This window comes from Microbispora siamensis, assembly GCF_016863095.1.
Lineage (GTDB): Bacteria > Actinomycetota > Actinomycetes > Streptosporangiales > Streptosporangiaceae > Microbispora > Microbispora siamensis.
Genome location: NZ_BOOF01000084.1, coordinates 1 through 23,048 on the forward strand (window position 1 = coordinate 1; position 23,048 = coordinate 23,048).

The following is a 23,048-nucleotide window of genomic DNA, read 5'->3' on the forward strand; positions in this document are numbered from 1 at the left end:
CGATGGCGGCCTCGCCGGACTTGAGCCGGTCGCCGAACGTGGTGTCGTCGTAGCCCAGCAGGTTCTTCTTCGCCTTGACCAGCAGGTCCTTGGCCTTCTTGAGCTGATCGTCGTCGGAGGTGTTGATGGAGTAGTGGAGGTACTTGAGCGCCGGCAGGGCGAGCCAGCGCTCCGTGGTCATCATCGTGACCTTCCCGCGCAGCGCGGGGGGCGGACTGAGCAGGTCCTTCCAGCTCGTCGGCGGGGTCTTCACCAGGTCCTCGCGGTAGCACAGCCCGGTCGTCCCCCACGTGTACGGCACCGAGAACTTGTTGCCCTTGTCGTAGGAGAGGTTGGCCGCCTCGGGGTAGAGGTTGGCCAGGTTCGGGATGAGCTCGGGGTGAAGAGGCTCGAGCAGACCGGCCTCGTTGAGCGCCTGCGCGTACTGCCCCGACACGAAGGCGACGTCGATGTCTTTGCCGGCGCTGCCGTGGATCTTGGCCAGCGCGTCCTCGTTGGTGTCGTGGAGCGTCACCTTGAGGTCGAAGCCGAGCTTCGCCTTCACCCGCTGCGGCAGGTCCTTCGGGCTGTATCCGTCCCAGATGGTGATGGTCAGGTTCTGCTTGCTGAGGTCGGCGTTGGGGTCGAGCGTGGCCGCCGCCGCTATGGGGGCCGCCTCGGTCGCCCCTGTGCCGCCAGAGCAACCGGCGAGCGTCAGAGCGAGACCGGCGGCCAGAACTGGAGACAGGTGTCGGATATGCCGGTTTTGAGGCATGGCCTCAACTTCCTTTGGATTCATCCCTGAACCTGCGAGCAGCAGTCAAATGGGATAGGAGCTTTCAGAGTGGACATCAGCATAGATCATGGGGTTGCCCCATATTGGCAGTACGCCCAGGCTTGAGCAGATTTCCACACATTGGCGCTGCGGAGGCGGGCCCTCTTCGGCCGGCCCGACGCGGCACCGGGCGCCGCCGTCGAGCCGCCGGCAGCCCGGCCGTCCGGCGATTCCGAACGGCCGGGAATTCACAGGCCCGGCCCTCAGTAGGCCCGGCCTCCATAGGCGGCGCGCACGGTCAGCACGTACTCGACCAGGCTGATGAGCGTGGACTTGACGGCTTCCCGCGAGCGCGCGTCCGTACGGACGATCGGGACGTGCGGAGGCAGCGACAGCGCCTCACGGACCTCCTCTTCCGAGTGGAGGAACTGCCCCTCCCAGCCGTTCATCGCGACGAGGAAGGGAAGCTGGGCCTCCTCGAAGTAGTCGATGGCCGGGAAGCAGTCGGCGAGCCTGCGGCTGTCGACGAGCACGACCGCACCGATGGCGCCGCGGACGAGGTCGTCCCACATGAACCAGAAGCGGTGCTGACCCGGCGTGCCGAACAGGTAGAGGATGAGGTCCTGGTCGAGCGAGAGCCGGCCGAAGTCCATGGCGACCGTCGTGGTCGTCTTGTTCGGCGTGAGCCCCAGGTCGTCGATGCCCGCACTGGCGTCGGTCATCACGGCCTCGGTCGTCAGCGGCAGGATCTCGGAGACGGCACCGACGAAGGTCGTCTTCCCGACGCCGAACCCACCCGCCACGACGATCTTCGTCGAGGTAAGACCACGGCTAGAGCCTGCGTAGTCCACTGAGCACCCTTTCGAGCAGGTTGAGGTCTGGCTGTCCCTGGCTCAGCTGCGGCATGTGCAGGCGGACCAGACCCTCGTCGGCCATGTCGGCGATGAGCACACGGGCCACGCCTAGCGGGACTCGGAGCAGTGCCGAGATCTCCGCGACCGATCGTACGGAACGACATAGCATCATGATCGATTCCTGCTCTGGGCTGAGCAGGGAATAATCATTGCTCTTCAAGGTCACCGATGATACGAGGGTTTCCATCGCCATGTGGTAACGCGGCTCGGATCGGCCACCGGTGACGGCGTACGGACGGAACAGAGGCTCGTCCTCTGTCCCGTCACGATCACGCACGGCCCTCTCCCCTGATCATCGCCGCGACGTCTGCAGCTCGGCGCGCAGCGCCGGAGTGAGCACCTGACCTGCCCGTTCGACGAGCAGGGTCATCTGGTAGGCCACCAGGCCCATGTCGCAGTCCGGTGAGGCGAGTACGGCCAGGCAGGAGCCGTCGCTGATCGCCATCACGAGCAGCAGTCCCCGCTGCATCTCGACGACGGTCTGCGTCACCGCGCCCCCCTCGAACACCCGCGAGGCGCCGACGGTGAGGCTGAGCAGGCCGGCGGCGACCGCCGCGAGCTGGTCGGCGCGGTCAGCCGGAAAGCCGTCCGATTGGGCCAGCCGCAGGCCGTCCGACGACACCACCACCGCGTGCGCCACGCCAGGCGTGCTGCCGACGAACTCGGTGATCAGCCAGTCGAACCTGCGTGCTTCCACGCTCAGCTCAGTCACGAGCCCTCCTCCTCTTTACCCGACCCTTCGGCGAGACCTCCGGCCGTCTGGGCCCGGCCTCGCCTAACACCCTGCTGGAAGCTGGACAGGCGGTTGCGCACCGCCTCGGCCGAGACCGGGGGGCGCGGGGCGGCGGCGGGGGCGTCCGCACCCACCGAGCCGGGCACCAGGTTGGCCTTCGGCGTGCGCTTCGGCAAGCCCGCCGCGGTCACACCGCCCAGCAGGGGGTCCCGGGCACTCGCCGCGGCCTGGAAGCCGCTGTCGGCCCGAGATCGCCACCCGCCGGGGTTCCCGCCCTGCGCCTGCGGGGCGGGGGCGGAACCGGGCACCCTCGGGATCTCCCCGGTGCTCTCGCCGGGCTTGTCTCCGGCCTTCTCCGCGTCCTCCTCCGCGCCGGTCCGCGCCGCGGGCGCGGCCTGCGGGCCGGTGTCGGAGGGACGCCGGAACCACGCCGACTCGACCGAGGCGAAGATCGGCAGGAACTCCTCGCCCTGCTCCAGCGGCGACTCCTCCACCGACGGCAGCGGCCCGGTCGACGACGTCGGCTCCTCGGCCGCGAAGGCCCTGGAGCCCCCGGCGGACGCCGGTGTGCTCCCCACCCCGGCCGGTCCGGTGCTGGACGGCGAGAACGCGCTCGGCCCGGTGCTGGACGGCGAGAACGCCGTCGGCCCGGTGCTCGACGGGGAACCCGGCTGCGGGAACGCGGTCGGCCCGGTGGACGTGCCCCGCTGCGGGAGTCCCGTCGGCCCGGTGCTCGACGGGGAGAACGCCGTGGGCCCGGTGGGCAGCGACGGCCACGAGTGCTCCGAGCGGTCGTCACCGCTCTGTGGTCCGCTTTGTGGTCCGCTCTGTGATCCACTCTGCGGGAACGCCGGGGGCCCGGCGGGCGCCGGTGGCCACGACGACTCGGACTGCTCGCCGAACGCCGGGCGGCGGGTGTCGCCGTCCGGCCCCCTCCTGGGCAGCCCCGGCACCGAGTGCGGCCCCGAGTGCTCGGCGAACGCGCTTTCCCCGTACGTGTTCTCCGCGGGCGCGGGCGGCGCGTCCGCCGTCGGCGCGCCGAACGCGCTGAACCCGCCCGCACCGTTGCCACCGGCCCCGACTCCGCTGAACCCGTTCCCACTGGGCCCGTTCCCACTGGGCACGCTCCCGCCGGGTCCGTTTTCGCCGGTCACCGGGGACCTGCGGGACCCGATGCCGCCGCCAGCCGCGCCGCTGCCGGAGTTCCAGGGCTCGAACGAACCGCCCCCGGGCGCGGAGCCGAGCGGGTCCGGCCCGGCGAACGCCTGCCGGGTCGGCAGTCCGGCCGCCGTCTGCCCGGCGGGGACGGAGGGACGCGTCATGACGGGCTGGTCGGCGTTGGAGACGAGCTGGGCGGGGAACAGCACCATCGCGATGACGCCCGCGCCGTCGCCCCGGCGCAGCTGCACCCGGATGCCGTGGCGCAGCGCGAGGCGGCCGACCACGAACAGGCCCATCCGGCGGGACACCGAGACGTCGATCGTGGGCGGCTCGGCGAGACGCCGGTTGATCTCCGCCAGCTCCTCCGGCGACATGCCGATGCCCGCGTCGGTGACGCCGAGCATCACGGCGCCGCCCTCGACGGGGCTGCTGGAGACGACGACCTTGGTGTTGCGCGGCGAGAAGGCGATGGCGTTCTCGACCAGCTCGGCCAGCAGGTGGACGACGTCGTTGGCGGCGTGCCCGGCGATCGCGATCGTGCGGGGGATCCGGACGACGACCCGCTCGTAGTCCTCGACCTCCGACAGCGAGGCGCGGACCACGTCGACCAGCCGGGCGGGCTGGCTCCGCTTGCGCGGCGGCTCGTGACCGGCGAGGACCAGGAGGTTCTCACTGTTGCGGCGCATGCGCGTGGCCAGGTGGTCCAGCTTGAACAGGTCGGCCAGGCGCCGGCCGTCCTCCTCGCCCCGCTCCAGGCCGTCGATCAGCGAGATCTGCCGCTCCACCAGCGTCTGCGTACGGCGTGAAAGGTTCACGAACATCGCGTTGACGTTGGCGCGCAGGCGGGACTCCTCCGCGGCCAGGCGCACGGCCTGCGTGTGGACCTCGTCGAAGGCCTGCGCCACCTCGCCGATCTCGTCGGTGCTGTCGACGGCGATCGGCTGCACGTGGGACTCGCGCTCGGGGTCCTCGGACTCGCGCATCTGCCGCACGATGTCCGGCAGCCTCCGCCCGGCGATGTCGAGCGCCTCGGCCCGCAGGCGGCGCAGCGGCCGGACCATCGACCGCGCGATGAGCACGGTCGTGGCGAGCACGAGCACGAGGAGTGCGAGGATCAGGCCGCCGGCGATGAGGGCGTTGCGCTGCTCGGCCGACTGCAGGTCACGGGCCCGGTTCTGCACCAGCTCGGACACGCGGCCCTCGACGGCCGCCATCTGCTCGATCGCCTTCGTGCTGTCCTGGAACCACTGCTGGGCCGTCCTGTCCCTGCCCCGGTAGCGGCTGAGGGACTGGTTCTGCAGGCCGAGCGTGAGCGCCCACGACTTGGTCAGCTCGCTGTTGACCACGTCCTTGTCGCCGAGGAGGGTGACCAGGCGGCTCGCCTCGGCGGCCGGCGCCTCGGTGTAGAACGTCGCCAGGTAGCTCTGCTGGCGCGACTGGGAGGCCAGGAAGTCCTGCAGCTCGAACGTCGTGAAGGTCTGGTTGCGCTCCAGCAGCTCACGGGTGAGGGTGGCCCGCTGCAGCGCCGCCTCCTCCTTGGCGTGGGCGAGAGCGCTGAGGGCGCGGAGGTTGCCCACGATCGCGGCGTTGTCGTCGTTGTTGCCCAGCTCGTCGTGCAGGCGCAGGACGTTGGCGATCAGGGCGCTGTAGTCCTCCGGCGCGCCGTTCTTGCGGATGCCGGCGAGGCTGGAGATGCGGCTCGTGAGCTGCTGCGCCTGCTCCACCGCCCGCGTGCCGTAGTCCTCGTTGATGTTCTTGAGGTCGGCCTTCACCTGCTGAATCAGCGGGTCGACCGCCGCGCGCTGCTGGGCGCGGGTCACCTCGGTCTCCCCGTCGATGTTGAACTTGCGGCCGCCGGTGCCGCCCCAGACGGACAGGTCGCGTTCGAGAGCCAGTTGCTCGGCCAGATCCCGCAGGTGCACCGAGTACTCCGCCGCCGACCTGGTCCGCTGGTAGGCCGTCAGGCTGTCCATCGAGCCCACGACGCGCACGCCGGCGAGGAGCACGGCCACGAGCGTCGGAGCGACGATCAGCGCGGTCAAGCGTGTGGGCACTCGCCAGTTGCGCGGCGAGAGACGACTCCGCCGCCTGCGGTTATCGGTATTCGACTGCTCCATGCTCACCGGCCCCGCCATCGTTCGGCCTGCCTTCACGCGTCTGGACAGCATGAAGTGACACAGCTGTATAAGCGGGGACAATTCGACCACAAGGTCACGACGGCGAGCGGCCCTACCCCTGCCGCAGCACCCCAATTGTTACCAAGAGGTGAGGATCGTTACCCCTCATCTGAGGGCCGCGAGCACGTGCTCTCGCACCTGGATTCGCTGCTGCTCATCGAGGATGGGACGGCCTGTGCGATCCGCCACATAGAAGACATCCACCGCTTCTGCGCCCAGAGTCTCCACACGCGCGGCTCGTACGTCAAGACCGCACTCGCCGAACGCCCGGCCGATCCGCCACAGGAGTCCCGGTCGATCGTGCGCCCGCACCTCCACCACGCTCGCGGTGAGCGACGCGTCGTCCACCAGGGTGACCCGGGGCGGCGCGACCGGCACCCTGGACGGGCGCATCGACCTCGCCCGCCGGGCCAGGCGCTGCTCGATGTCGAGCCGTCCGGCCAGGACGAGGCGCAGATCGGCCTCCAGCGTCGCGGGATCGGGCGGCGTGCCGTACTCGGGCACGACGACGAACTCGATGACGGCCGTCGACCCGGCGGACGCGGCGGAGGCGGAGCGGACCGCCATGCGGTGCGCCGCGAGCACCCCGGCCGCCCGCCACAGCAGACCCGGCCGGTCGGGTGCGACCACGGTGACCGCGCTCCCGTTCACACGCACCGCGCCGCCGCCGTGCCGGGCGAGCGCCGCCTGCTCGGGGGAAAGGGCCGGCGCGGGCGCCGGCGGCGTGCCGGACAGCACCGACCGCACCCGCCGGACCAGGTCGGAGACCAGGGACGCCTTCCAGGAGTTCCACGCGGCAGGGCCGGTGGCGTTGCCGTCGGCCACCGCGAGCGCCGACAGCAGTTCGAGCACCTCCCTGGACCCGACGGCGTCGGCGACCCGGGAGATGGTGACCGGGTCGTCCAGGTCCCGCCGGGTGGCGGTCTCCGGCAGCAGCAGATGGTGCCGCACCACGGTCGCGAGGATCTCCACGTCGGCCGGGGGCAGGCCCATCCGGGTGCCGATGTCCCTGGCGACGACCTCGCCCGTGGTGGAGTGGTCGCCAGGCCAGCCCTTGCCGACGTCGTGCAGGAGCGCCGAGATCAGCAGCAGGTCGGGGCGGGACACCTCGCGGGTGAAGGCCGCGGCCCCGGCGGCGGTCTCGATGAGGTGCCGGTCGACCGTGTAGCGGTGGACCGGGTTGCGCTGGGGGCGGTGCCGTACGCGCTCCCAGTCGGGGATGAGCTTCACGAGCACCCCGGCCTGGTCGAGCTCCTCCCAGACCGGTACGGCCGCGCGCCCCGCGCCGAGCAGGGCGACCAGCGCGCCGCGCGCCTCCGGAGGCCACGGCACGGGCAGCGGCGGCGACTGGGCGGCGAGCGCGGAGACCGTCGCGGGCGCGAGCGGCAGCCCGGCCTCGGCGGCGGCCGCGGCCGCGCGCAGCACGAGCGTGGGGTCGGTGCGCGGGTTGGCGCCGCGGGCCAGCACGACCTCGCCGCCGTGCTCCACGACACCGTCGGCGAGCGGCCTGCGGCCCCGGGGGGCGGGGCCGGTGAGCAGCCGGTCCACCGTCCGCCAGGTGGCGTCGAAGGCATGGGAGATGGTCCGGCCCGCCTCGGCCAGGCGGCGCATCAGCGCCTCGGCGTCCAGCAGGCCCAGCGTGCCGGCGACCGCGTCCTGCTCCTGAAGCACCAGGCGGTCGGTGCCCCGCGCCGTGACGAGGTGCAGCCCGTGCCTGATGTCCAGCAGCAGCTCGTACGCCTCGCGCACCCGTGGACCGGGGGCCGAGGCGACCCAGGCGGCGGCCACGGCCTGCATCGCCTGCACGTCGCGCAGCCCGCCCCTGGCGTCCTTGAGATCGGGTTCGAGCAGGAAGGCCAGCTCGCCGCCGGACTCGGCGCGCTTGTCCGCCGACGCGCGCAGCTCGGCCAGCCTGCGCCGGGAGTCCGCCCGCCACTCGGCGAGCACGGCCTCCCGCACGGCCCTGGTCAGCTCGGGGTCCCCCACCACGTGCCGCGCCTGGATCAGGCCCAGCACGGCCTTGAGGTCCTCCCTGGCGACCTTCACCGCCTCGTCCACCGTACGGACCGAGTGGTCGAGGCCGATCCCGGAGTCCCAGATGGGGTACCAGATGCGGTCGGCGATCCTCGCCACGTCGTCGCGGCCGTTGTGCAGCAGGACCAGGTCGAGGTCGCTGCCCGGGGCGAGCTCGCCCCGCCCCAGGCTGCCGACCGCGACCAGGGCGACCCCGCTGATCCCGCTGGGGCCCACCCCGCTATGCCCGATTCCAGTGGGGCCGGTCCCCGGAGAGGCGGCGGGGCCGCTCTCGTCGGGGAAGCCGCCCTTCCCTCCCGATCCCCCCTCCCGCGCGTACGGCCGGGTGGCCGCCGTGCGGAACAGATCGGTGAGCCATCTGTCGATGTCCGCGGCCCTGTCCTTGCGGGCCCCGGCGAACGAGCGCGCTTCCCCTCTCATCATCCGGTTACAGCGCCTCCGGCCCGCGCTCCCCGGTGCGGACCCGGACGACCGTGTCCACGGGGACCGACCAGACCTTGCCGTCGCCGATCTTGCCGGTCTGGGCCGCCTTGACGATGACGTCGATGACGTCCTCGGCGTCGTCCTCCTCGGCGAGGACCTCGACCCGGACCTTGGGCACCAGGTCGACCTGGTACTCGGCGCCGCGGTAGACCTCGGTGTGGCCGCGCTGGCGGCCGTAGCCGCTGGCCTCCGAGACCGTCATGCCCTTGATGCCGAACTGCTCCAGGGCGGCCTTCACGTCGTCCAGCTTGAACGGCTTGATGACTGCGGTGATGAGTTTCATGCGTCGACCTTCTTCGCAGGCGCGGGCACGGGCCCGTTGAGGGAGGCCACTCCCGAGGAGTGGACGGTGCCGAGGTCGTACCCGGTCTCGGCGTGGGTGGTGATGTCGATGCCGGTGACCTCGTTCTCCTGGTCGATCCGGAAGCCCATCGTCTTGTCGATGACCTTCCCGATCACGTACGCCATGATGAAGGAGTAGAGGCCGACCGCGACAGGGCCGAGGGCCTGCACGCCGAGCTGGGAGATCGGGCCGCCGTAGATGAGGCCCTCGTTCTGGCCGTCCGCGAAGGGGTAGCGGGCGATGATGCCGAGCGAGACCGCGCCGATCGCGCCGCCCACCAGGTGCACGCCGACCACGTCGAGCGAGTCGTCGAAGCCGAGGCGGTACTTCAGGCCCACCGCGTACGCGCAGACCGCGCCGGCGATGAGGCCGAGCACGAGCGCCGCCCACGGGTCGACGAAACCACAGGCGGGGGTGATGGCGACGAGGCCGGCGACCGCGCCCGAGGCGACGCCGAGGGTGGTGGAGTGGCCGTCGCGCAGCTTCTCCACGAGGATCCAGGCGCCGGCGGCGGCGGCCGTGGCGACCTGGGTGTTCATGAACGCGAGACCGGCCGTGCCGTCGACGGCGAGCTCGGAGCCCGCGTTGAAGCCGAACCAGCCGAACCACAGGAGGCCCACGCCGAGCAGCACCAGGGTCAGGTTGTGCGGCCGCATCGGGTCCTTGCGCCACCCGGTCCGCTTGCCGAGCACCAGCGCGAGCGCGAGACCGGCGGCGCCCGCGTTCACGTGGACGACCGTGCCTCCGGCGAAGTCCTCGATGCCGAGGCCGGCCAGCCAGCCGCCGCCCCACACCCAGTGGGCCACGGGGAAGTAGACGAGCGTCGCCCAGGCGAGGCCGAAGACGACCCACGCACCGAACTTCGCCCGGTCGGCGATGGCGCCGCTGATGAGGGCCACGGTGATGATGGCGAAGGTGAGCTGGAAGGCCGAGAACACCAGGCTCGGCATACCGGTGCCGTCGTCCTTGGTGGCCGTGTCGATGAGGCTCTGCAGACCCAGGGCGTCCCCGCCGCCGATGAGCTTGTTCACCCAGTTGTCCCCGTCGCCGAAGGCGTCAAAGGCCAGCGAGTGGCCGTACAGCACCCAGGCGATGGTGACGGTGATGATGCTGACGAACGACATCATCATCATGTTCAGGACGCTCTTCGCCCTGGTCATGCCCCCGTAGAAGAACGCGAGCCCGGGGGTCATCAGCAGCACCAGAGCGGTGGCTGTGATCATCCAGGCGGTGGTGCCGGTATCGATCTTCACCGACGCGGCCCTCCTTACATTTGGCGTGTGGCCGGTTATCACTCCCTCAGTGCTTCGCTCGGGGTCACCATCGGCCGGCTGGCGCACTGACGTTGGCGACAGCGTGTTCTTCCGCCGTTTCAGCCCACGACCATGTGTGTTTCACATGTGTGAAACTCGCCACCACCGTGTTTCGGGCCGGTTTCGGACGTGCTTGGAACGACAAAACGCGCACCCCAAAGGAGTGCGCGTCGTCACGGCCGGGTCACCGGCCACCGCTGGGAGCGCCGGTTACGCGGCGCTGGCCATCTTGCGCAGCCGCACCAGCGCGTCGCGCTCGATGCGCCGGGCGCGGTCACGGCCGATGCCGTAGCGCTCCCCCACCTCGGTGAGGGTGTGCTCGCGGCCGTCCACCAGGCCGTACCGCCAGCGCAGCATCTCGCGGATCTGACCCTCAAGGCCGGTCAGCCACTGCTCCAGGCGCTCCTTCTCCAGCGTGGCCATGGCCTGCTGCTCGGGGTCCGCCCAGGTCTCGTCGGCGATCATGTCACCGAGCTCGGTCTCGTCCTCGTCGCCCACGCCGAGCTGCAGCGAGACCGGGTCGGAGGCCCAGCGGCGCAGCTCCTGCACCCGCTCGATCGGCAGGTCGAGCACCTCGGCGAGGTCGGCGTCGGTCGGCTCGGCGTCGAACTCCGCCAGCATGTCCCTGCGCACCCGCATGAGCCGCGTCATCTGCTCGCCCGCGTGGGTGGGCAGCCGCACCGGCCGCGCCTGCTCGTGGATCGAGCGGCCCACCGACTGCCGGATCCACCAGGTGGCGTAGGTCGAGAACTTGTACCCCCGGCGGTAGTCGAACTTCTCCACGGCCCGGACCAGCCCGAGGTTGCCCTCCTGCACCAGGTCGATCAGCGGCATCCCCCGTCCGGAGTACTTCCTCGCGACCGCGACCACGAGACGCAGGTTGGCCTGGATGAACTCGTCCTTCGCCCGCCGCCCGGAGATCGCGATGCGCTCCAGCTCCTCGTCGGTCGCGTCCGCGATCTTCGGCTCGGGCCGCCCGCCGTCGAGCAACTGCTCGGCGAACAGCCCCGCCTCGATGCGCTTGGCCAGCTCGACCTCCTGCTCCGCGGTCAGCAACGGGACACGGCCGATCTCGGCCAGATACGTCCCCAGCAGATCCCGGTCAGAGACGTGCTGTTCCTGCGTCCGATTCCCCGTCGCCATCCGATGGCACCTCGTTCCGCCGCCGCGATATAGCAATATGTGAGCCGGTGAGCCGGACGTGTCCGCCCCGTCGGCACGGCCCCCGGCTTCCTGCTCCTGACCCGGTCAACGGCCGGTCCATGGCAAAGATTCCCCAAATGAATACGACCCTGGAATGGTTTCGTTTTCCTCCCCAAGGAGGATGCGAGGCCAGGAAAAAAGCCGATTACCCAGGTTGCGGGGGCCTAAACGAGGCGGCGCCCCCTCCGCCACACCTGCGCCACGAGCGGCACTCCCGGCCGGTACGCGAGGTGGACGTACGACGGCGCCTCCAGGATGACGAGGTCCGCGTGGGAGCCCGCGGACAGCGTGCCCACGTCGGTGCGCCGCAGCGCCCGCGCGCCGCCGCGGGTGGCCGCCCGCACGGCCTCCAGCGGCGTCATGCCCATCTCGCGTACGGCCAGCGCGACGCAGAACGGCATCGAGGTGGTGAACGAGGAGCCCGGGTTGCAGTCGGTCGCCAGGGCCACCGCGACGCCCGCGTCGAGCAGCCGCCGCGCGTCCGGATAGGGCGATCTGGTGGAGAACTCCGCGCCCGGCAGCAGGGTGGCGACGACCCCGCCGGCGGCGAGCGCGTCCACGTCGGCGTCGGTGAGATGGGTGCAGTGGTCGGCCGAGGCCGCCCCCATCTCGCAGGCCAGCCGCACGCCCGGCCCCGGTCCGAGCTGGTTGGCGTGGACCCTGAGCTGCAACCCGGCCTTGCGGCCCGCCGCGAGCACCTCCCTGCTGTGCTCCTCGCCGAACGCGCCGCGCTCGCAGAACACGTCCGCCCACTTGGCGTACGGCGCGCACGCCTCCAGCATGGGGCCGGTCACGAGCCGGACGTAGTCGTCGGCGGTCGTGTCCGGCGGGACGACGTGCGCCCCGAGGAACGTGGTCTCCTCGGTGAACTGGCAGGCGATCTCCAGGCTGCGGCGCTCGTCCTCCACGGTGAGGCCATAGCCGCTCTTGATCTCGAACGTCGTCGTGCCCTGCATGGTCATCTCCGAGACCAGCAGCGCGGTCGTGGTCACCAGCTCGGGGATGGTGGCCCGGCGGGTGGCGGCGACGGTCGAGCGGATACCGCCCGCGGTGTAGGGCCGTCCGGCCATCCGCGCGGCGAACTCCTCGGTGCGGTCGCCGGCGAACACCAGGTGCGCGTGGCTGTCCACGAATCCCGGGATGACGGCGCGCCCCTCCACGTCGACCCGCTCGTCGGCGGGCGGGGCGTCGGCCGAGCGGCCGATCCACCGGACCACGCCGTTCTCCGCGACCAGCGCGGCGTCCTCGATCTCCTCCCGCTCGGGGTCCGCCGTGTAAAGCAGTCCGATCCCCGTGAAAACGACTGATGTCATGCCGCTGGGCCCCACGTCTCCTGATCCTCGCCACCCCGTGAACGGCGCAAACCTCACCGCTGCAGCGGGGCGAGCGCCTCGCGCAGCAACGCGCCGATGTCGCCGAGCACGTGCCGCCCGTCCTCCACGATCCGCCGCCCGCCGGCGACCACCGAGTACACGTCCGCGGCGGTGGCGGCGAACACCACGGACTCCACCGCCGACGCCTTGGTCGCGCCGGCCGTACGGACCGAGTCGAGCCGGACGGAGACGAGGTCGGCCCAGGCCCCGGGCACCAGGCACCCCGCGTCGGGGAAGCCAAGCGACGCCTGCCCGGCGGCGGTCGCGGCGTGCAGGAGCTGCGCGGCGGGCCAGTGCCCGCGCTCGCCCGTGACCAGCCGCTCGTCCAGCTCCACCGCCCTGGCCTCCTCGAACAGGTCGATCACGGCCTGGCTGTCGGTGCCGAGCGTGACGGGCGATCCGGCCTCCAGGAGCCTGCGGGCGGGGCCGACGCCGTCGGCGAGGTCGCGTTCGGTGGTGGGACACATGCACACGTGGGTGGTGGAGCCGCCGAGCAGCGCCACGTCCACGTCGGACAGGTGGGTGGCGTGGACCGCGGTCGAGCGCGGCCCCAGCGCACCGTGGTCGTGCAGCACCTGCACGGGCGTGGCCGAGTAGGCCTCGACGCACGCCTCGTTCTCGGCCCGCTGCTCCGAGACGTGAACGTGCAGCGGCCCGGTGTGCCGGTGGGCGAAGTCGACGACGACGTGCATCTGCTCGGGGGGCACCGCGCGCACGGAGTGGATGGCCGCGCCGATCTCCACGTCCTCCTCGCCCTCGTGCGCCCGGGCGAGGTCGTCGGCCCTGGCCGCCCAGCGCTCGGCGTCCCCGTCGCCGAAGCGCAGCTGGGTGCCGGCGAGGGCGTCGCCGATGCCGCCGGTCAGGTAGCAGGTGTCGAGCAGGGTGATGCGCAGCCCGGCCCGCCTGGCCGCCTCGACCAGCACGTGGCCCATCGCGTTCGGGTCCGCGTACGGCCTGCCCCCGGGGCCGTGGTGCAGGTAGTGGAACTCGGCCACGGTGGTGATCCCGGCGAGCGCCATCTCGGCGTAGGTCGCCGTGGCCAGGGCGAGGTAGCGGTCGGGGTCGAGCGCCTGGGCGACCGCGTACATCCGCTCGCGCCAGGTCCAGAAGCTGCCGCGCCCGGTCTGGGTGTGGCCGCGCAGCGCGCGGTGGAAGGCGTGCGAATGGCAGTTGGCCAGGCCGGGCAGGGTGAGCCCGGCCAGCCGTACGGCTCCCGGGGGCGGCGGCGCCTCGGGCCTGATTTCCACGATGCGGCGGCCCTCGACGCCGACGACCACGCTCTCGACGACCTCGCCGGGCGGCAGCCACGCCATCTCGCACCAGTAAGTCACGTGCACCGGTCCTCCAGGTGGGCGGCGTGGCGGTGATGCCACTGTAGTGAACGTCCGTCCCCCGTGCCTCGTCCGGCCGTCAGCGGGTCGGTCCCGCGGCGGGCCGTACGGTGATCTCGGTGACGTGGGCGTCGGGCGTGGCCGTCAGCGCGGCCAGCACGGCCCGCGCCACCGATTCCGGCTCCAGATATCTTCCCGGCTCGTACGGCCCTCCCTCCTGGGCGCGGATGCCTCTTTGCATGTCCGTGCCCACCCGTCCGGGGAAGATCGCGGTGACCCGGACGCCGTTCGGGTGCTCCTCCTCGCGCAGCGTGTCGCCGAACGCGCGCAGGGCGAACTTGCTCGCGGCGTAGGCGCCCCAATTGGCGTTGGCCCGCTGCCCGGAGCCCGAGTTGATCAGCACGACGTGCCCGCGGGCCGCCCGCAGCGCGGGCAGCAGCAGCCGGGTCAGCTCGGCGACCGCGATGACGTTGACCTCCATCAGCCGCCGCCACTCGCCGGAAGGGGTGTCGGCGAGTGGCCCGACACTGGCGACGCCCGCGCTGTGGACCAGCAGGTCGAGCCGGTCGATCCCCTCCACGTCGGCGGGGGTGAGCTCGGTGAGCTCCACCGCCCAGGGGCGGGCCGCCGGCAGCTCGGCGCACAACGCGTCGAGCGCGGTGCCGTCCCGGCCGCCCAGGAAGAGTTCGTAGGTGGGAGCGAGGGCACGGGCGATCGCCGCCCCCACGCCCCGCGAGGCGCCGGTGATCAGAGCCGTGGGTCGCATGGACCTCACGATAGGCCGTCCGGTGGATCTTGCGCGCACCTCACCGCCGCGGGCGCGGTGTCTCGTGATCGTCGTTCCCGGTTGACCACCATACTCAAATTTATATAAAAATTTGTATATGACATCGACGCGTGTGATGATCCTGGGCGTGCTGCTGGACGGGCCGCTGCACGGATACGAGGTGCGCAAGACGCTTGAACTGTGGGGCGCCCAGCACTGGGCCAACATCGCCTTCGGCTCGATCTACCACGCGCTGGGGAAGATGGCCCAGGAAGGCCTGCTGGAGGTGGTCGGCGACGGCGGATCCCCCGGCGGCGGCGCGCGCGGGCGCACGGTCTACGCCATCACGCCCGAGGGACGGGCCGAGTTCGACCGGCGGCTGCGCGAGCACTGGTCGGAGATCATGCCGATCGTCGACCCGTTCCAGGTCGCGCTGACGTTCATGGACCGGCTGCCGAAGGCCGACCTGCTCGCGGTCGTACGGGAGCGGACCGAGCGGCTGCGCCTGGGGCTCGCGAGCTTCGAGCGGGCCCGCAACGCCAAGCGCGCGGCGGACGCCCCGCGGCACGTGGACGAGTGCCTGGAGCTGAGCGCGGCCGAATACCGCGCCCAGCTGGAGTGGCTGGAGCAGGCCGTCGAACGGATCGAGCGCGACGACATCCCCTGACCGGCGAGGAGCCGAAATGATCATTGAAGCGCGAGGATTACGCAAGACCTACCGCCCGCGTGGCAGGCGGGCGGCCGAGCCGGTGGAGGCCGTGCGGGGGATCGACCTCGACGTCGCCGAGGGCGAGATCTTCGGCGTGCTCGGCCCCAACGGCGCCGGGAAGACCACGACGATCCGCATGCTTGCGACGCTGGTCGCGCCCACGGGCGGCACCGCGACGGTGGCCGGGCACGACCTGCTGGCCTCCCCCGAGCAGGTGCGGCGCCGCATCGGGTACGTCGGCCAGGCCGGTGGCGTGGACGAGAACAACACGGCCAGGGCCGGCCTCCTGCTCGCCGCGCGGGTCAACGGCCTGACGGCGGCCGAGGCCGCCGCCCGCACCGGCGAGGTGCTCGCGGCGTTCGACCTGGCGGGCCTGGCCGACCGCCCGGCCCGCACGTTGTCGGGCGGCCAGAAGCGGCGTGTCGCGATCGCGCTCGGCCTGGTCCACCGGCCGCCGCTGCTGTTCCTCGACGAGCCGACGACCGGCCTCGACCCGCAGAACCGGGCCAACCTGTGGGACCAGATCAGGGCGCTGCGCGACGGCGGGACGAGCGTCCTGCTCAGCACCCACTACCTGGACGAGGCCGACGCGCTGTGCGACCGCCTGGTCATCGTCGACCAGGGGCTCGTCGTCGCGGCCGGGACACCCGCCGAGCTCAAACGCGAGATCGCCGGCGACGTCGTGTCCCTGCGGGTGTCCGGCACGGGTGAGGCGGCCGGGGTGCTGGACGGCCTGCCGTACGCGCGGGAGGTCAGGGCCGACGGCGACCTGCTGCGCGTCTACCTGGACGACGGCGAGCGGGCGCTGCCGCACCTGCTGGCCACGCTCACCGAGCACGGCCTGGCCCTGGAGTCGGTCGCGCTCGACCGGGCCACGCTCGACGACGTCTTCCTGCGCAAGACCGGCCGCTCGCTCCGCGACGCCGCCTGAGCCCTCCCCCAGAAAGGCGGAACCATGCTGAAACACACCGGCCTGTTCCTGGCCTACGAGTTGCGCAACACCGCGCGCAACCCGGTCTGGCCGCTGTTCGGCCTTCTCCAGCCCGTCCTCTACCTGCTGCTGTTCGCCCCGCTGCTGGCCAACACCATGCCCGGTGTGCCGGACGAGCGGACGCTCGCCATGTTCACCCCCGGCGTGATGGTGATGATCGCGCTGTTCGGCTCGCTGTTCGTCGGCTTCGGCATGATCGCCGAGATCCGCACCGGGGTGCTCGAACGGCTCGCCGCGAGCCCGGCGAGCCGCCCGGCCATCGTCCTGGGCCGGACGCTGCGCGACATGATCGTGCTGGTCGCGCAGGCCGTGCTGATCATCGTGGTGGCGCTGCTCATGGGCATGCGGCCCAGCCTGCCGGGTGTCGCCCTGATGCTCCTGCTCATGGCCCTGACCGGCCTATTCGCCTCCGGCCTTTCGTACGGCCTGGCCCTGGCCGTACGGGACGAGAACGGCATGTCGCAGATCCTGCAGTTCTTCGCGCTGCCGCTGATCCTGTTCACCGGCATCCTGCTGCCGATGTCACTGGCCCCGCCGTGGATGCGGACCGTGGCCCAGGTCAACCCGCTCTACCACGCGGTCGAGGCCGGGCGGGCGCTGTTCGCCGGCCACCTCGCAGGCGGCCACGTGGCGCTCGCTTTCGTCCTGATGGCGGTGCTGGCGGTGCCCGCCCTGGCCTGGTCGGTCCGCTCCATGCGCCACCTCGCCGACTGACTGCCACAGCAAGATCGATCACGTGAGAGGTGAGCGGCGGGACGCCCGGCCTGACCGGCCGGGCGCCCCGCCTCCGGCCCGGGTCACCGGACGCGCCCGCACGCGCGTTGGCTCCGGCAACCGGGCGGTGGTGAAGGAGAGGTTACGCACCAGCGACGTTCCCGGTTCCCGGTCGAAAGAAGCTGTGGCCCGGTGTAAGGGCTGCTCACGGCTTCGCCATCGGCGTCTGCGGAGATCGCGGGCCCGCCGGTCAGGACGAGACGAGGAACTGCGTGGCGGCGAGCTCGCGGTAGAGCTCGTCGGCCGCGACCAGCTCGTCGTGGGTGCCCCAGGCGCGCACACGGCCGGCCTCCATCACCACGATCCGGTCGGCCCCGGTCACGGTGGACAGGCGGTGGGCGATCACCAGGACCGTCGTCTCGCGCGCCACCTCCGCCACCACCTCCCGCAGCCGCATCTCGTTGACCGCGTCGAGCTGGGAGGTCGCCTCGTCGAGCAGCAGCAGCCTGGGCCTGCGCAGCAGCGCCCTGGCGATGGCCACCCGCTGCCGCTCGCCGCCCGACAGCAGGATGCCGCGATGGCCGACGGGCGTCTCCAGTCCCTCCGGCAGCCGCTCGACCAGGTCGTCGAGCCGCGTACGGGCGAGGGCTCGGGCGATCTCCTCGTCGGTCGTCCCGGGTGCGCCGAAGACGAGGTTCTCCCGCAACGTGCCCGCGAGCACGGGCGCGTCCTGCTCGACGTACCCGAGCATGGCCCGCAGCTCGCCGAGCGGCCAGTCGCGGATGTCCCGCCCGCCGACCGTGATCGTCCCCTCCTGCGGCTCGTAGAACCGCTCGATGAGGCCGAACACCGTCGACTTGCCCGCCCCCGAGGGGCCGACCAGCGCGGTCATGCCGCCGGCCGGCACCTCGAACGTCACGTCGTGGTGGACCACCGGCCGGTCGTCGCCGTAGCGGAAGACGACCCCGGAGAAGGTCACCCCCACGGGCTCGCCGCCCGCCCGTACGACGGGTTCGGCGGCGGGCTCGGTGCGCAGCGTGGTGATCTCCTGGATCCGGGTCACCGCGGCCAGGCCGTTCTGGATCTGGGTGAGGCTCTGGATGATCTGACCGATCGGGGAGACCAGATAGAACAGGTACAGCAGGAAGGCGATCAGGGCGGAGATCTCCATCTCCCCCGACGCGACCCGCGCGCCGCCCACCCCCAGCACCGCGAGGAACGCGAGCTGGACCGACATCCAGGCGCCGATCCCGGCCAGCGAGGTCCACGCGGCGGCGGCCACGCCCCGGTCGCGCGCCTCGACGGCCGCCGCGCCCACCACCGCGGTCTCCCGCGCCTCCGCGCCGCTGGCCTTGACCGTACGGAACGCCTGGAGGGCGCGGTCGAGCACCGAGCTCATCTCGCCGAGCGCCACCTGCGCCTGGAGCGAGGCCCGCCGGATGCGCGGAGCGATGGCCACGCCCATGAGGGCGACCAGGCCCACGACGGCGAGCGTCACCCCGAGCAGCAGGCCGTCCATGATCGCCATCATCACCGCGGCGCCGAGGAACATGAAGACCGCCCCGACCAGGGACGCGAGCGCGTCCGTGCACACGGCCCGCAGCAGGGTGGTGTCGGAGCTGACCCGCGACAGCAGGTCTCCGGGCTTGAGCCGGTCCACGTCGGAGACCGTGAGCCGCAGGATGCGGTCCACCAGGCCGCGGCGCGAGTCGAGCACGATCGTCTCGCCCATCCGCTCCAGCAGGAACCGCCCGGCCGCCGAGATCAGCGCGCCGGCCAGGACCGCGGCCGACAGCCCGATGACCGGGCCCGCCAGCGCGCCGCCCGCGCCGAACGCGTCGATCACCCGCTTGGCCATGACCGGCATGGCGAGCCCGGCAAGGCTGCCGACGAGGCTGAGCAGGCCGCCCAGCAGGAGCACCCGCCGGTGGGGGCGCACCTGGTCGAGCAGCAGCCGCCAGGAGGCGCGTTCCCCCAGGGGCGCCTTCGGCCGCGGCGCGGGCCGGCCGTCGTCAGGGCCGTCGCCCTCCATCCCCATGGAGCCCCCCTCGCGCGAACCCGGCGTGCGATCTTCCGGAGACCCTAAATCACCGGAAACGCCGGTGCGCGCGGGGATTTCCGCGTCCTGGTCAGTCCACGTCGGGGACGTCGAGGTCGAAATCGGCGTCGCCGTCGTCGACGCGGCGCAGCTTGATGTCCTCCGCCCAGGCGTACGCGAAGCGGCGCACGGCGGCGACGCCCTCCTCGTCCAGGCCGCCGAACGCCTCGTCGGCCAGCAGGTCGACGGTCTCCAGCCGCTCGACCAGGTCCTCCACCCGCCACTCGTCGTCGTAGCGCGCGCCGAGCTGTTCGAGCAGGCGGAAGGAGTACAGACCGGACACCGAGGCCACGTCGGCGAAGTCGCGCGGCAGGCCCCGGTCCTGCAGGGCGCGGACCTTGAGGCCCACGGCGTCGTCCAGGCCGAGCACCCGGCAGGGGCCGATGTCGGCGGGGCGGTCGCGCAGCGGCTCGCGGAGCAGGGCGATCTCGCACGACTGGCCGGTGATCTCGTCGCCGACGACGACGCGGCCGATGCGGGGCCCGGCCTCGCACACCTCGGCCGACAGGCCGGTGCTTCCGAACGCCTCCACCAGCGCCGCGCCGATCTCCGCCAGCGGGGCCTCGCCGCCGGTGGCGAAGGTGAGGTCGTCGACGGGACGCGAGGTACAGCCGTGCGCCAGCAGCGCGTAGCCGCCGGCGAGCAGCAGGCCGTACCGGTCGAGGACGGGCCGCGCGTCCTCGATGAGGCGCAGGTGGAACAGCGGCGCCGGGAAGGCGGAAGACGCGGTCACCACCTCAGTATCGCCCGCGCACCCACCGTGATGATCCCTCATCCCGGCACTCCGTAGAGCAGGCGGATCTCGCGGGTGGTGTCCATGATCGCGTACCAGGTGAGGCACAGGTCGGCCTCGGCCTCCTCACCGCGTGCCTCCGCCGCCATCAGCCGATCCCCTGTCAGCAGCGCCGCCTCCCGTTTGAGTTGTGCCGCCATCCGCTGGAACACGAACCGCTCGCGAGACTCCATTGCCGCCCCTCCCGCCCCCCCCAACAGCTCTTACATAGCCTGAAATACCCACAGAACCGGCCGAAATGCTCACTGGGCGATCAGCACACGTCCCGGTAGGGCGTCCCTGGCAGGTAGCGGGCCCATTCCTGCCCGGTCAGGGTCCGTCCGGCCCGCGCGCACACCTGCCGCGCCACGAGCTCCCCGTCCACGGGTATCTCGAACAGCTCCCCGCTCTGGTCGGCGACGTACAGGCGCGTGCCGTCGGCGCTGAACGCCAAGCTCAGGCCGAGGTCGGCGAGCAGCGGGACGGCCCCGCCCAGCCGCCGCCCGGCGCGCACGTCCCACAACTGCACGGTCCCGCCCTCGCTCACCGTGGCGAGGACGTCTCCCCGGGGGGAGAAGGCCAGCGCGTCGATCTGCTCCATCGTCCCGTGCAGCGCCGGCGGCACCGGGGACGGACCCTTGGCGTCCCAGAGAAAGATCCGGCCCGTCATGCCGCCGACGGCGATCCTGTCGCCGGCGAGGCTGACCGCGAAGGACTGCGAGGGCATGAACGCGCCTCCCCGCTGCCGCCCGGTGACCGCGTCCAGGATCCGCCCGTCGCCGCAGACGATCGTCCGCCCACCGGCCCCGAAGGCGATGCTGCCGGTCTGCCGGTCGAGCGGGACGTCCCTGACCAGGCGGCCGCTGCGCGCGTCCCACTCGAGCAGGCGGTCTCCCCGCGTCCTGGAGCCGTTGCCCGCCCGCGTGAGCGTGGCCGCGAAGAGCGCGCCGTCCGGGCTGAAGGCGTGGCCGTCCACCATCAGGCCGCGCGGCACCCGGTAGTCCCACAGCGGTCTGCGCCCGGCGACGTCCCAGGCCCGCAGCCGGTCGAGGGTGACGTCGCTGATCACCATGGTCCGGCTCGTACGGTCGAAGACCGGGTCTCCCCAGCCGGCCGTTCCCGGCAGCGACCCGGCCGGTCTCCGGCGGGACACGTCCCACAGCCGCAGGGGGCCGGACTCCTCCGGTTCCGTCGCCATCCAGCGGCCGTCGGGGCTCAGCGACGCGCGGAAGAACCGGCCCGGCGGGCGGACCAACCCGGCCCGCGGCCGGATGTCCACGCTGACCACGGCCTCCTCCAGGAGGTAGCGCAGGGTGTGCCCGTCGGGGTCGAGGCGGACGTCCACCACGTCGTCCTCGGCCCGGTAGCCGAACACCTGCCGGTGGTCGCGCACCCGCCAGACCCTGATGGACCGGTCGGCGAACCCCGCAAGGTAGCGCCCGTCCGCGCTGAACCTCAGGCCGGCGTCGATGGCGTTGGCGGGCTCGTTGGCCCCGCTCTCGGCCCAGGGCCAGTCGTCCCCCGCCTCGGTGACCCGCCGCCCCGTCGCGGCCGAGACGAGGGTGATCTGCCGGCCCCCGCAGGCCATCAGCGCGCCGTCCCGGCTGAAGGCGACGGCCCCCAGCTTCCCGGGGCAGACTCCCCAGAATCTCGGATCGCGGTCCTGCCCGGGCATCCGCCGCACGTCCAGCGTGCCGGTCAGCGGGTCCAGCAGCGCGGCGACCCGTCCCGAGCGCGGCACGGCCGGCAGGTCGCCGGGCCAGCCGCTCCCCTCCGCCCGTCCGTGCGTCCGGCCGTACGTCCGGCCGTTCGCGAGATCCCAGACGAAGCCGTTCAGGTCCTCAAGCACGACGACCTTCGACTCGTCGTCCGCGAACTCGATCCCCCCGTCGGACCGCGCGCCGGGAACGGCGAGTTGAGCGCGAATCCTGCCGGTCTCCAGATCCCACACCATCGCCCTGGCCGTGGTGATCATCGCGACGGACCGGCCGCTCGGGCTGAGCGCCACGCCGAGCAGGGGCTCCGAGCGCGGGCCGGGCAGCGGGATCCGCCGCACCAGACGCCGGTTCCGCACGTCGTACAGGCGGATCTCGTCGTCCGAGACCGTGACGACCGTACGCCCGTCCCGGCTCAGCGCCCGCAGCCCGCCGCCCGGCGGGCGGAAGGCGGCGACCTCCGGCTGCTCGTACGCGGCCATCAGGCTGGAGCGGGCCTCGGAGCCGCCGTCGAGGCGCCAGGCCGCGACGCTCAGCAGCATGGCGGCGGTGGGGTCGGTGGTCCGCAGCGTCCCGGCGCGCAGCGCCGCCTCCCGGCCGTTGGCCCGGTCGCGTTGCGCGGAGATCTGGTCGCGTTGCTCGGCGATCCGGCTGCCCTGGTAGGCCACGAGGCCGCCGCCCGTCAGCGAGAGCGCGAGCAGTACGGCCAGGGTTGCGGTGAGCAGGCGGCGGCGGTGGGCCCGGCGGCGGGTCAGCGCGGCGGACGCGTCGAGGAAGTCGCGTTCCAGCGCGTTGAGGGCGAGACGGCGGCGTCCGGTGGCCGCCCAGCCGACGGCCGTGTCCAGGCGGCTGCCTTGGAGCAGGTCGCCGGGACGGCGACCGGCCGCGGCCCACTGCCGGGCCCGCAGGCGGATCTCCGCGTGAACCGGCAGGCCGTCCCACTCGTCGCTCAGCCAGGCCCGCAGCCTGGGCCAGGCACGCAGCAGCGCCGGGCGGGCCAGGCCCACCTCACCGCCGGTGCGCGTCAGCACATAGGCGAACACCCGCAGCACCTCACCGGACCCGGGCGGCAGCTCATCCTCGGCCGCCCGGCGGGTGGTCAGCTCCCCCTCCGGGCCCACCGCGACCAGCCGGAGGAAGATCTGCGGCACGAGGTCACGCTCCGCGGGGCCGAGCGCGTCGTACGCGTCCTCGGCGAGCGCGCCCAGCGCGGGGTCGCGATCGCCCTCCGCGTGCACCGCCCGCGCCGCCCGGCTGCCCTCCGCCAGCAGCCGCGCCGTGTCCACCCGGGAACCCCCGCTGATCAGCGCCATCAGCAGGTCCCGGGCGGACGGCCGGGCCGCCGGCTCCTTGACGAGGGCCGCGCCGACCAGCGGCCGAAGCGACTCGGGCAGCACCGACAGGTCGGGATCGGCCGACAGCACGCGGTGCATCACCCCGCCCAGGCTCTCCGCCCGGAACGGA

19 protein-coding genes are annotated in these 23,048 nt (G+C 72.5%); 3 read left to right on the forward strand and 16 right to left on the reverse strand.

The features are described 5' to 3' along the window. From Msi02_RS41650 to Msi02_RS41705, 12 genes are all read right to left on the reverse strand, one after another. Nucleotides 1-754, reverse strand: a 754-nt coding sequence (locus tag Msi02_RS41650; protein WP_204053232.1) for a polyamine ABC transporter substrate-binding protein, incomplete at its 3' end; no start/stop codon positions are given. Nucleotides 755-1,017: 263 nt separating this feature from the next. Next, complete coding sequence (locus Msi02_RS41655; protein WP_204053233.1) at nt 1,018-1,557, reverse strand: GTP-binding protein; 540 nt, start codon at nt 1,555-1,557, stop codon at nt 1,018-1,020. Between the two features lie 28 nt (nt 1,558-1,585). Beyond that, complete coding sequence (locus Msi02_RS41660; RefSeq protein WP_193206658.1) at nt 1,586-1,945, reverse strand: DUF742 domain-containing protein; 360 nt, start codon at nt 1,943-1,945, stop codon at nt 1,586-1,588. Nucleotides 1,946-1,960: 15 nt separating this feature from the next. Continuing rightward, nucleotides 1,961-2,380 (reverse strand): roadblock/LC7 domain-containing protein, encoded by a 420-nt coding sequence (locus Msi02_RS41665; protein WP_079320862.1) that lies wholly within the window; start codon nt 2,378-2,380, stop codon nt 1,961-1,963. Beyond that, nucleotides 2,377-5,616, reverse strand: coding sequence for a nitrate- and nitrite sensing domain-containing protein (locus Msi02_RS41670; protein WP_204053234.1), 3,240 nt, complete (start codon nt 5,614-5,616; stop codon nt 2,377-2,379). Before Msi02_RS41670 ends, Msi02_RS41665 begins: the two co-directional genes overlap by 4 nt. A gap of 228 nt (nt 5,617-5,844) precedes the next feature. Then, a complete protein-coding gene (locus tag Msi02_RS41675; RefSeq protein WP_239109350.1) occupies nt 5,845-8,196 on the reverse strand; it encodes a [protein-PII] uridylyltransferase in 2,352 nt (783 codons plus the stop codon). A gap of 4 nt (nt 8,197-8,200) precedes the next feature. After that, on the reverse strand, nt 8,201-8,539 hold the full coding sequence (locus Msi02_RS41680) for a P-II family nitrogen regulator (protein WP_030510869.1): 339 nt from the start codon (nt 8,537-8,539) through the stop codon (nt 8,201-8,203). Continuing rightward, the gene (locus Msi02_RS41685; RefSeq protein ID WP_275414231.1) at nt 8,536-9,852 is read right to left on the reverse strand and encodes an ammonium transporter; all 1,317 of its coding nucleotides are present in this window, start codon (nt 9,850-9,852) and stop codon (nt 8,536-8,538) included. The genes Msi02_RS41680 and Msi02_RS41685 overlap by 4 nt, the downstream gene beginning before the upstream one ends. Nucleotides 9,853-10,122: 270 nt before the next feature. Beyond that, complete coding sequence (locus Msi02_RS41690; protein WP_204053235.1) at nt 10,123-11,055, reverse strand: sigma-70 family RNA polymerase sigma factor; 933 nt, start codon at nt 11,053-11,055, stop codon at nt 10,123-10,125. A gap of 224 nt (nt 11,056-11,279) precedes the next feature. Beyond that, the gene (gene hutI, locus Msi02_RS41695; RefSeq protein ID WP_079315283.1) at nt 11,280-12,428 is read right to left on the reverse strand and encodes an imidazolonepropionase; all 1,149 of its coding nucleotides are present in this window, start codon (nt 12,426-12,428) and stop codon (nt 11,280-11,282) included. 53 nt (nt 12,429-12,481) lie between these two features. Then, nucleotides 12,482-13,825, reverse strand: coding sequence for a formimidoylglutamate deiminase (locus Msi02_RS41700; RefSeq protein WP_204053236.1), 1,344 nt, complete (start codon nt 13,823-13,825; stop codon nt 12,482-12,484). 73 nt (nt 13,826-13,898) lie between these two features. After that, nucleotides 13,899-14,585 (reverse strand): SDR family oxidoreductase, encoded by a 687-nt coding sequence (locus Msi02_RS41705; RefSeq protein WP_204053237.1) that lies wholly within the window; start codon nt 14,583-14,585, stop codon nt 13,899-13,901. Nucleotides 14,586-14,703: 118 nt separating this feature from the next. Between Msi02_RS41705 and Msi02_RS41710 the strand changes: the two genes are divergently transcribed. Genes Msi02_RS41710 through Msi02_RS41720 form a run of 3 tightly spaced genes read left to right on the forward strand, consistent with a single transcriptional unit; the run spans nt 14,704 to nt 16,999 of the window. After that, nucleotides 14,704-15,252, forward strand: coding sequence for a PadR family transcriptional regulator (locus tag Msi02_RS41710; protein WP_204053238.1), 549 nt, complete (start codon nt 14,704-14,706; stop codon nt 15,250-15,252). A gap of 16 nt (nt 15,253-15,268) precedes the next feature. Next, on the forward strand, nt 15,269-16,225 hold the full coding sequence (locus Msi02_RS41715; protein WP_204053239.1) for an ATP-binding cassette domain-containing protein: 957 nt from the start codon (nt 15,269-15,271) through the stop codon (nt 16,223-16,225). A 24-nt stretch (nt 16,226-16,249) separates the two neighbouring features. Then, on the forward strand, nt 16,250-16,999 hold the full coding sequence (locus Msi02_RS41720) for an ABC transporter permease (RefSeq protein WP_204053240.1): 750 nt from the start codon (nt 16,250-16,252) through the stop codon (nt 16,997-16,999). A 250-nt stretch (nt 17,000-17,249) separates the two neighbouring features. On the opposite strand, the gene Msi02_RS41725 is transcribed toward Msi02_RS41720, so the two are convergent. The 4 genes from Msi02_RS41725 to Msi02_RS41740 form a co-directional block, all read right to left on the reverse strand. After that, nucleotides 17,250-19,037: an ABC transporter ATP-binding protein gene (locus Msi02_RS41725; protein WP_239109353.1), complete on the reverse strand. Its 1,788-nt coding sequence runs from the start codon at nt 19,035-19,037 to the stop codon at nt 17,250-17,252. Nucleotides 19,038-19,128: 91 nt separating this feature from the next. After that, nucleotides 19,129-19,830, reverse strand: coding sequence for a hypothetical protein (locus Msi02_RS41730; protein WP_239109356.1), 702 nt, complete (start codon nt 19,828-19,830; stop codon nt 19,129-19,131). A gap of 38 nt (nt 19,831-19,868) precedes the next feature. After that, nucleotides 19,869-20,063: a hypothetical protein gene (locus Msi02_RS41735; RefSeq protein WP_079315286.1), complete on the reverse strand. Its 195-nt coding sequence runs from the start codon at nt 20,061-20,063 to the stop codon at nt 19,869-19,871. A gap of 80 nt (nt 20,064-20,143) precedes the next feature. Next, a partial coding sequence (locus Msi02_RS41740) for an nSTAND1 domain-containing NTPase (protein ID WP_204053241.1) occupies nt 20,144-23,048 on the reverse strand: 2,905 nt, incomplete at its 5' end.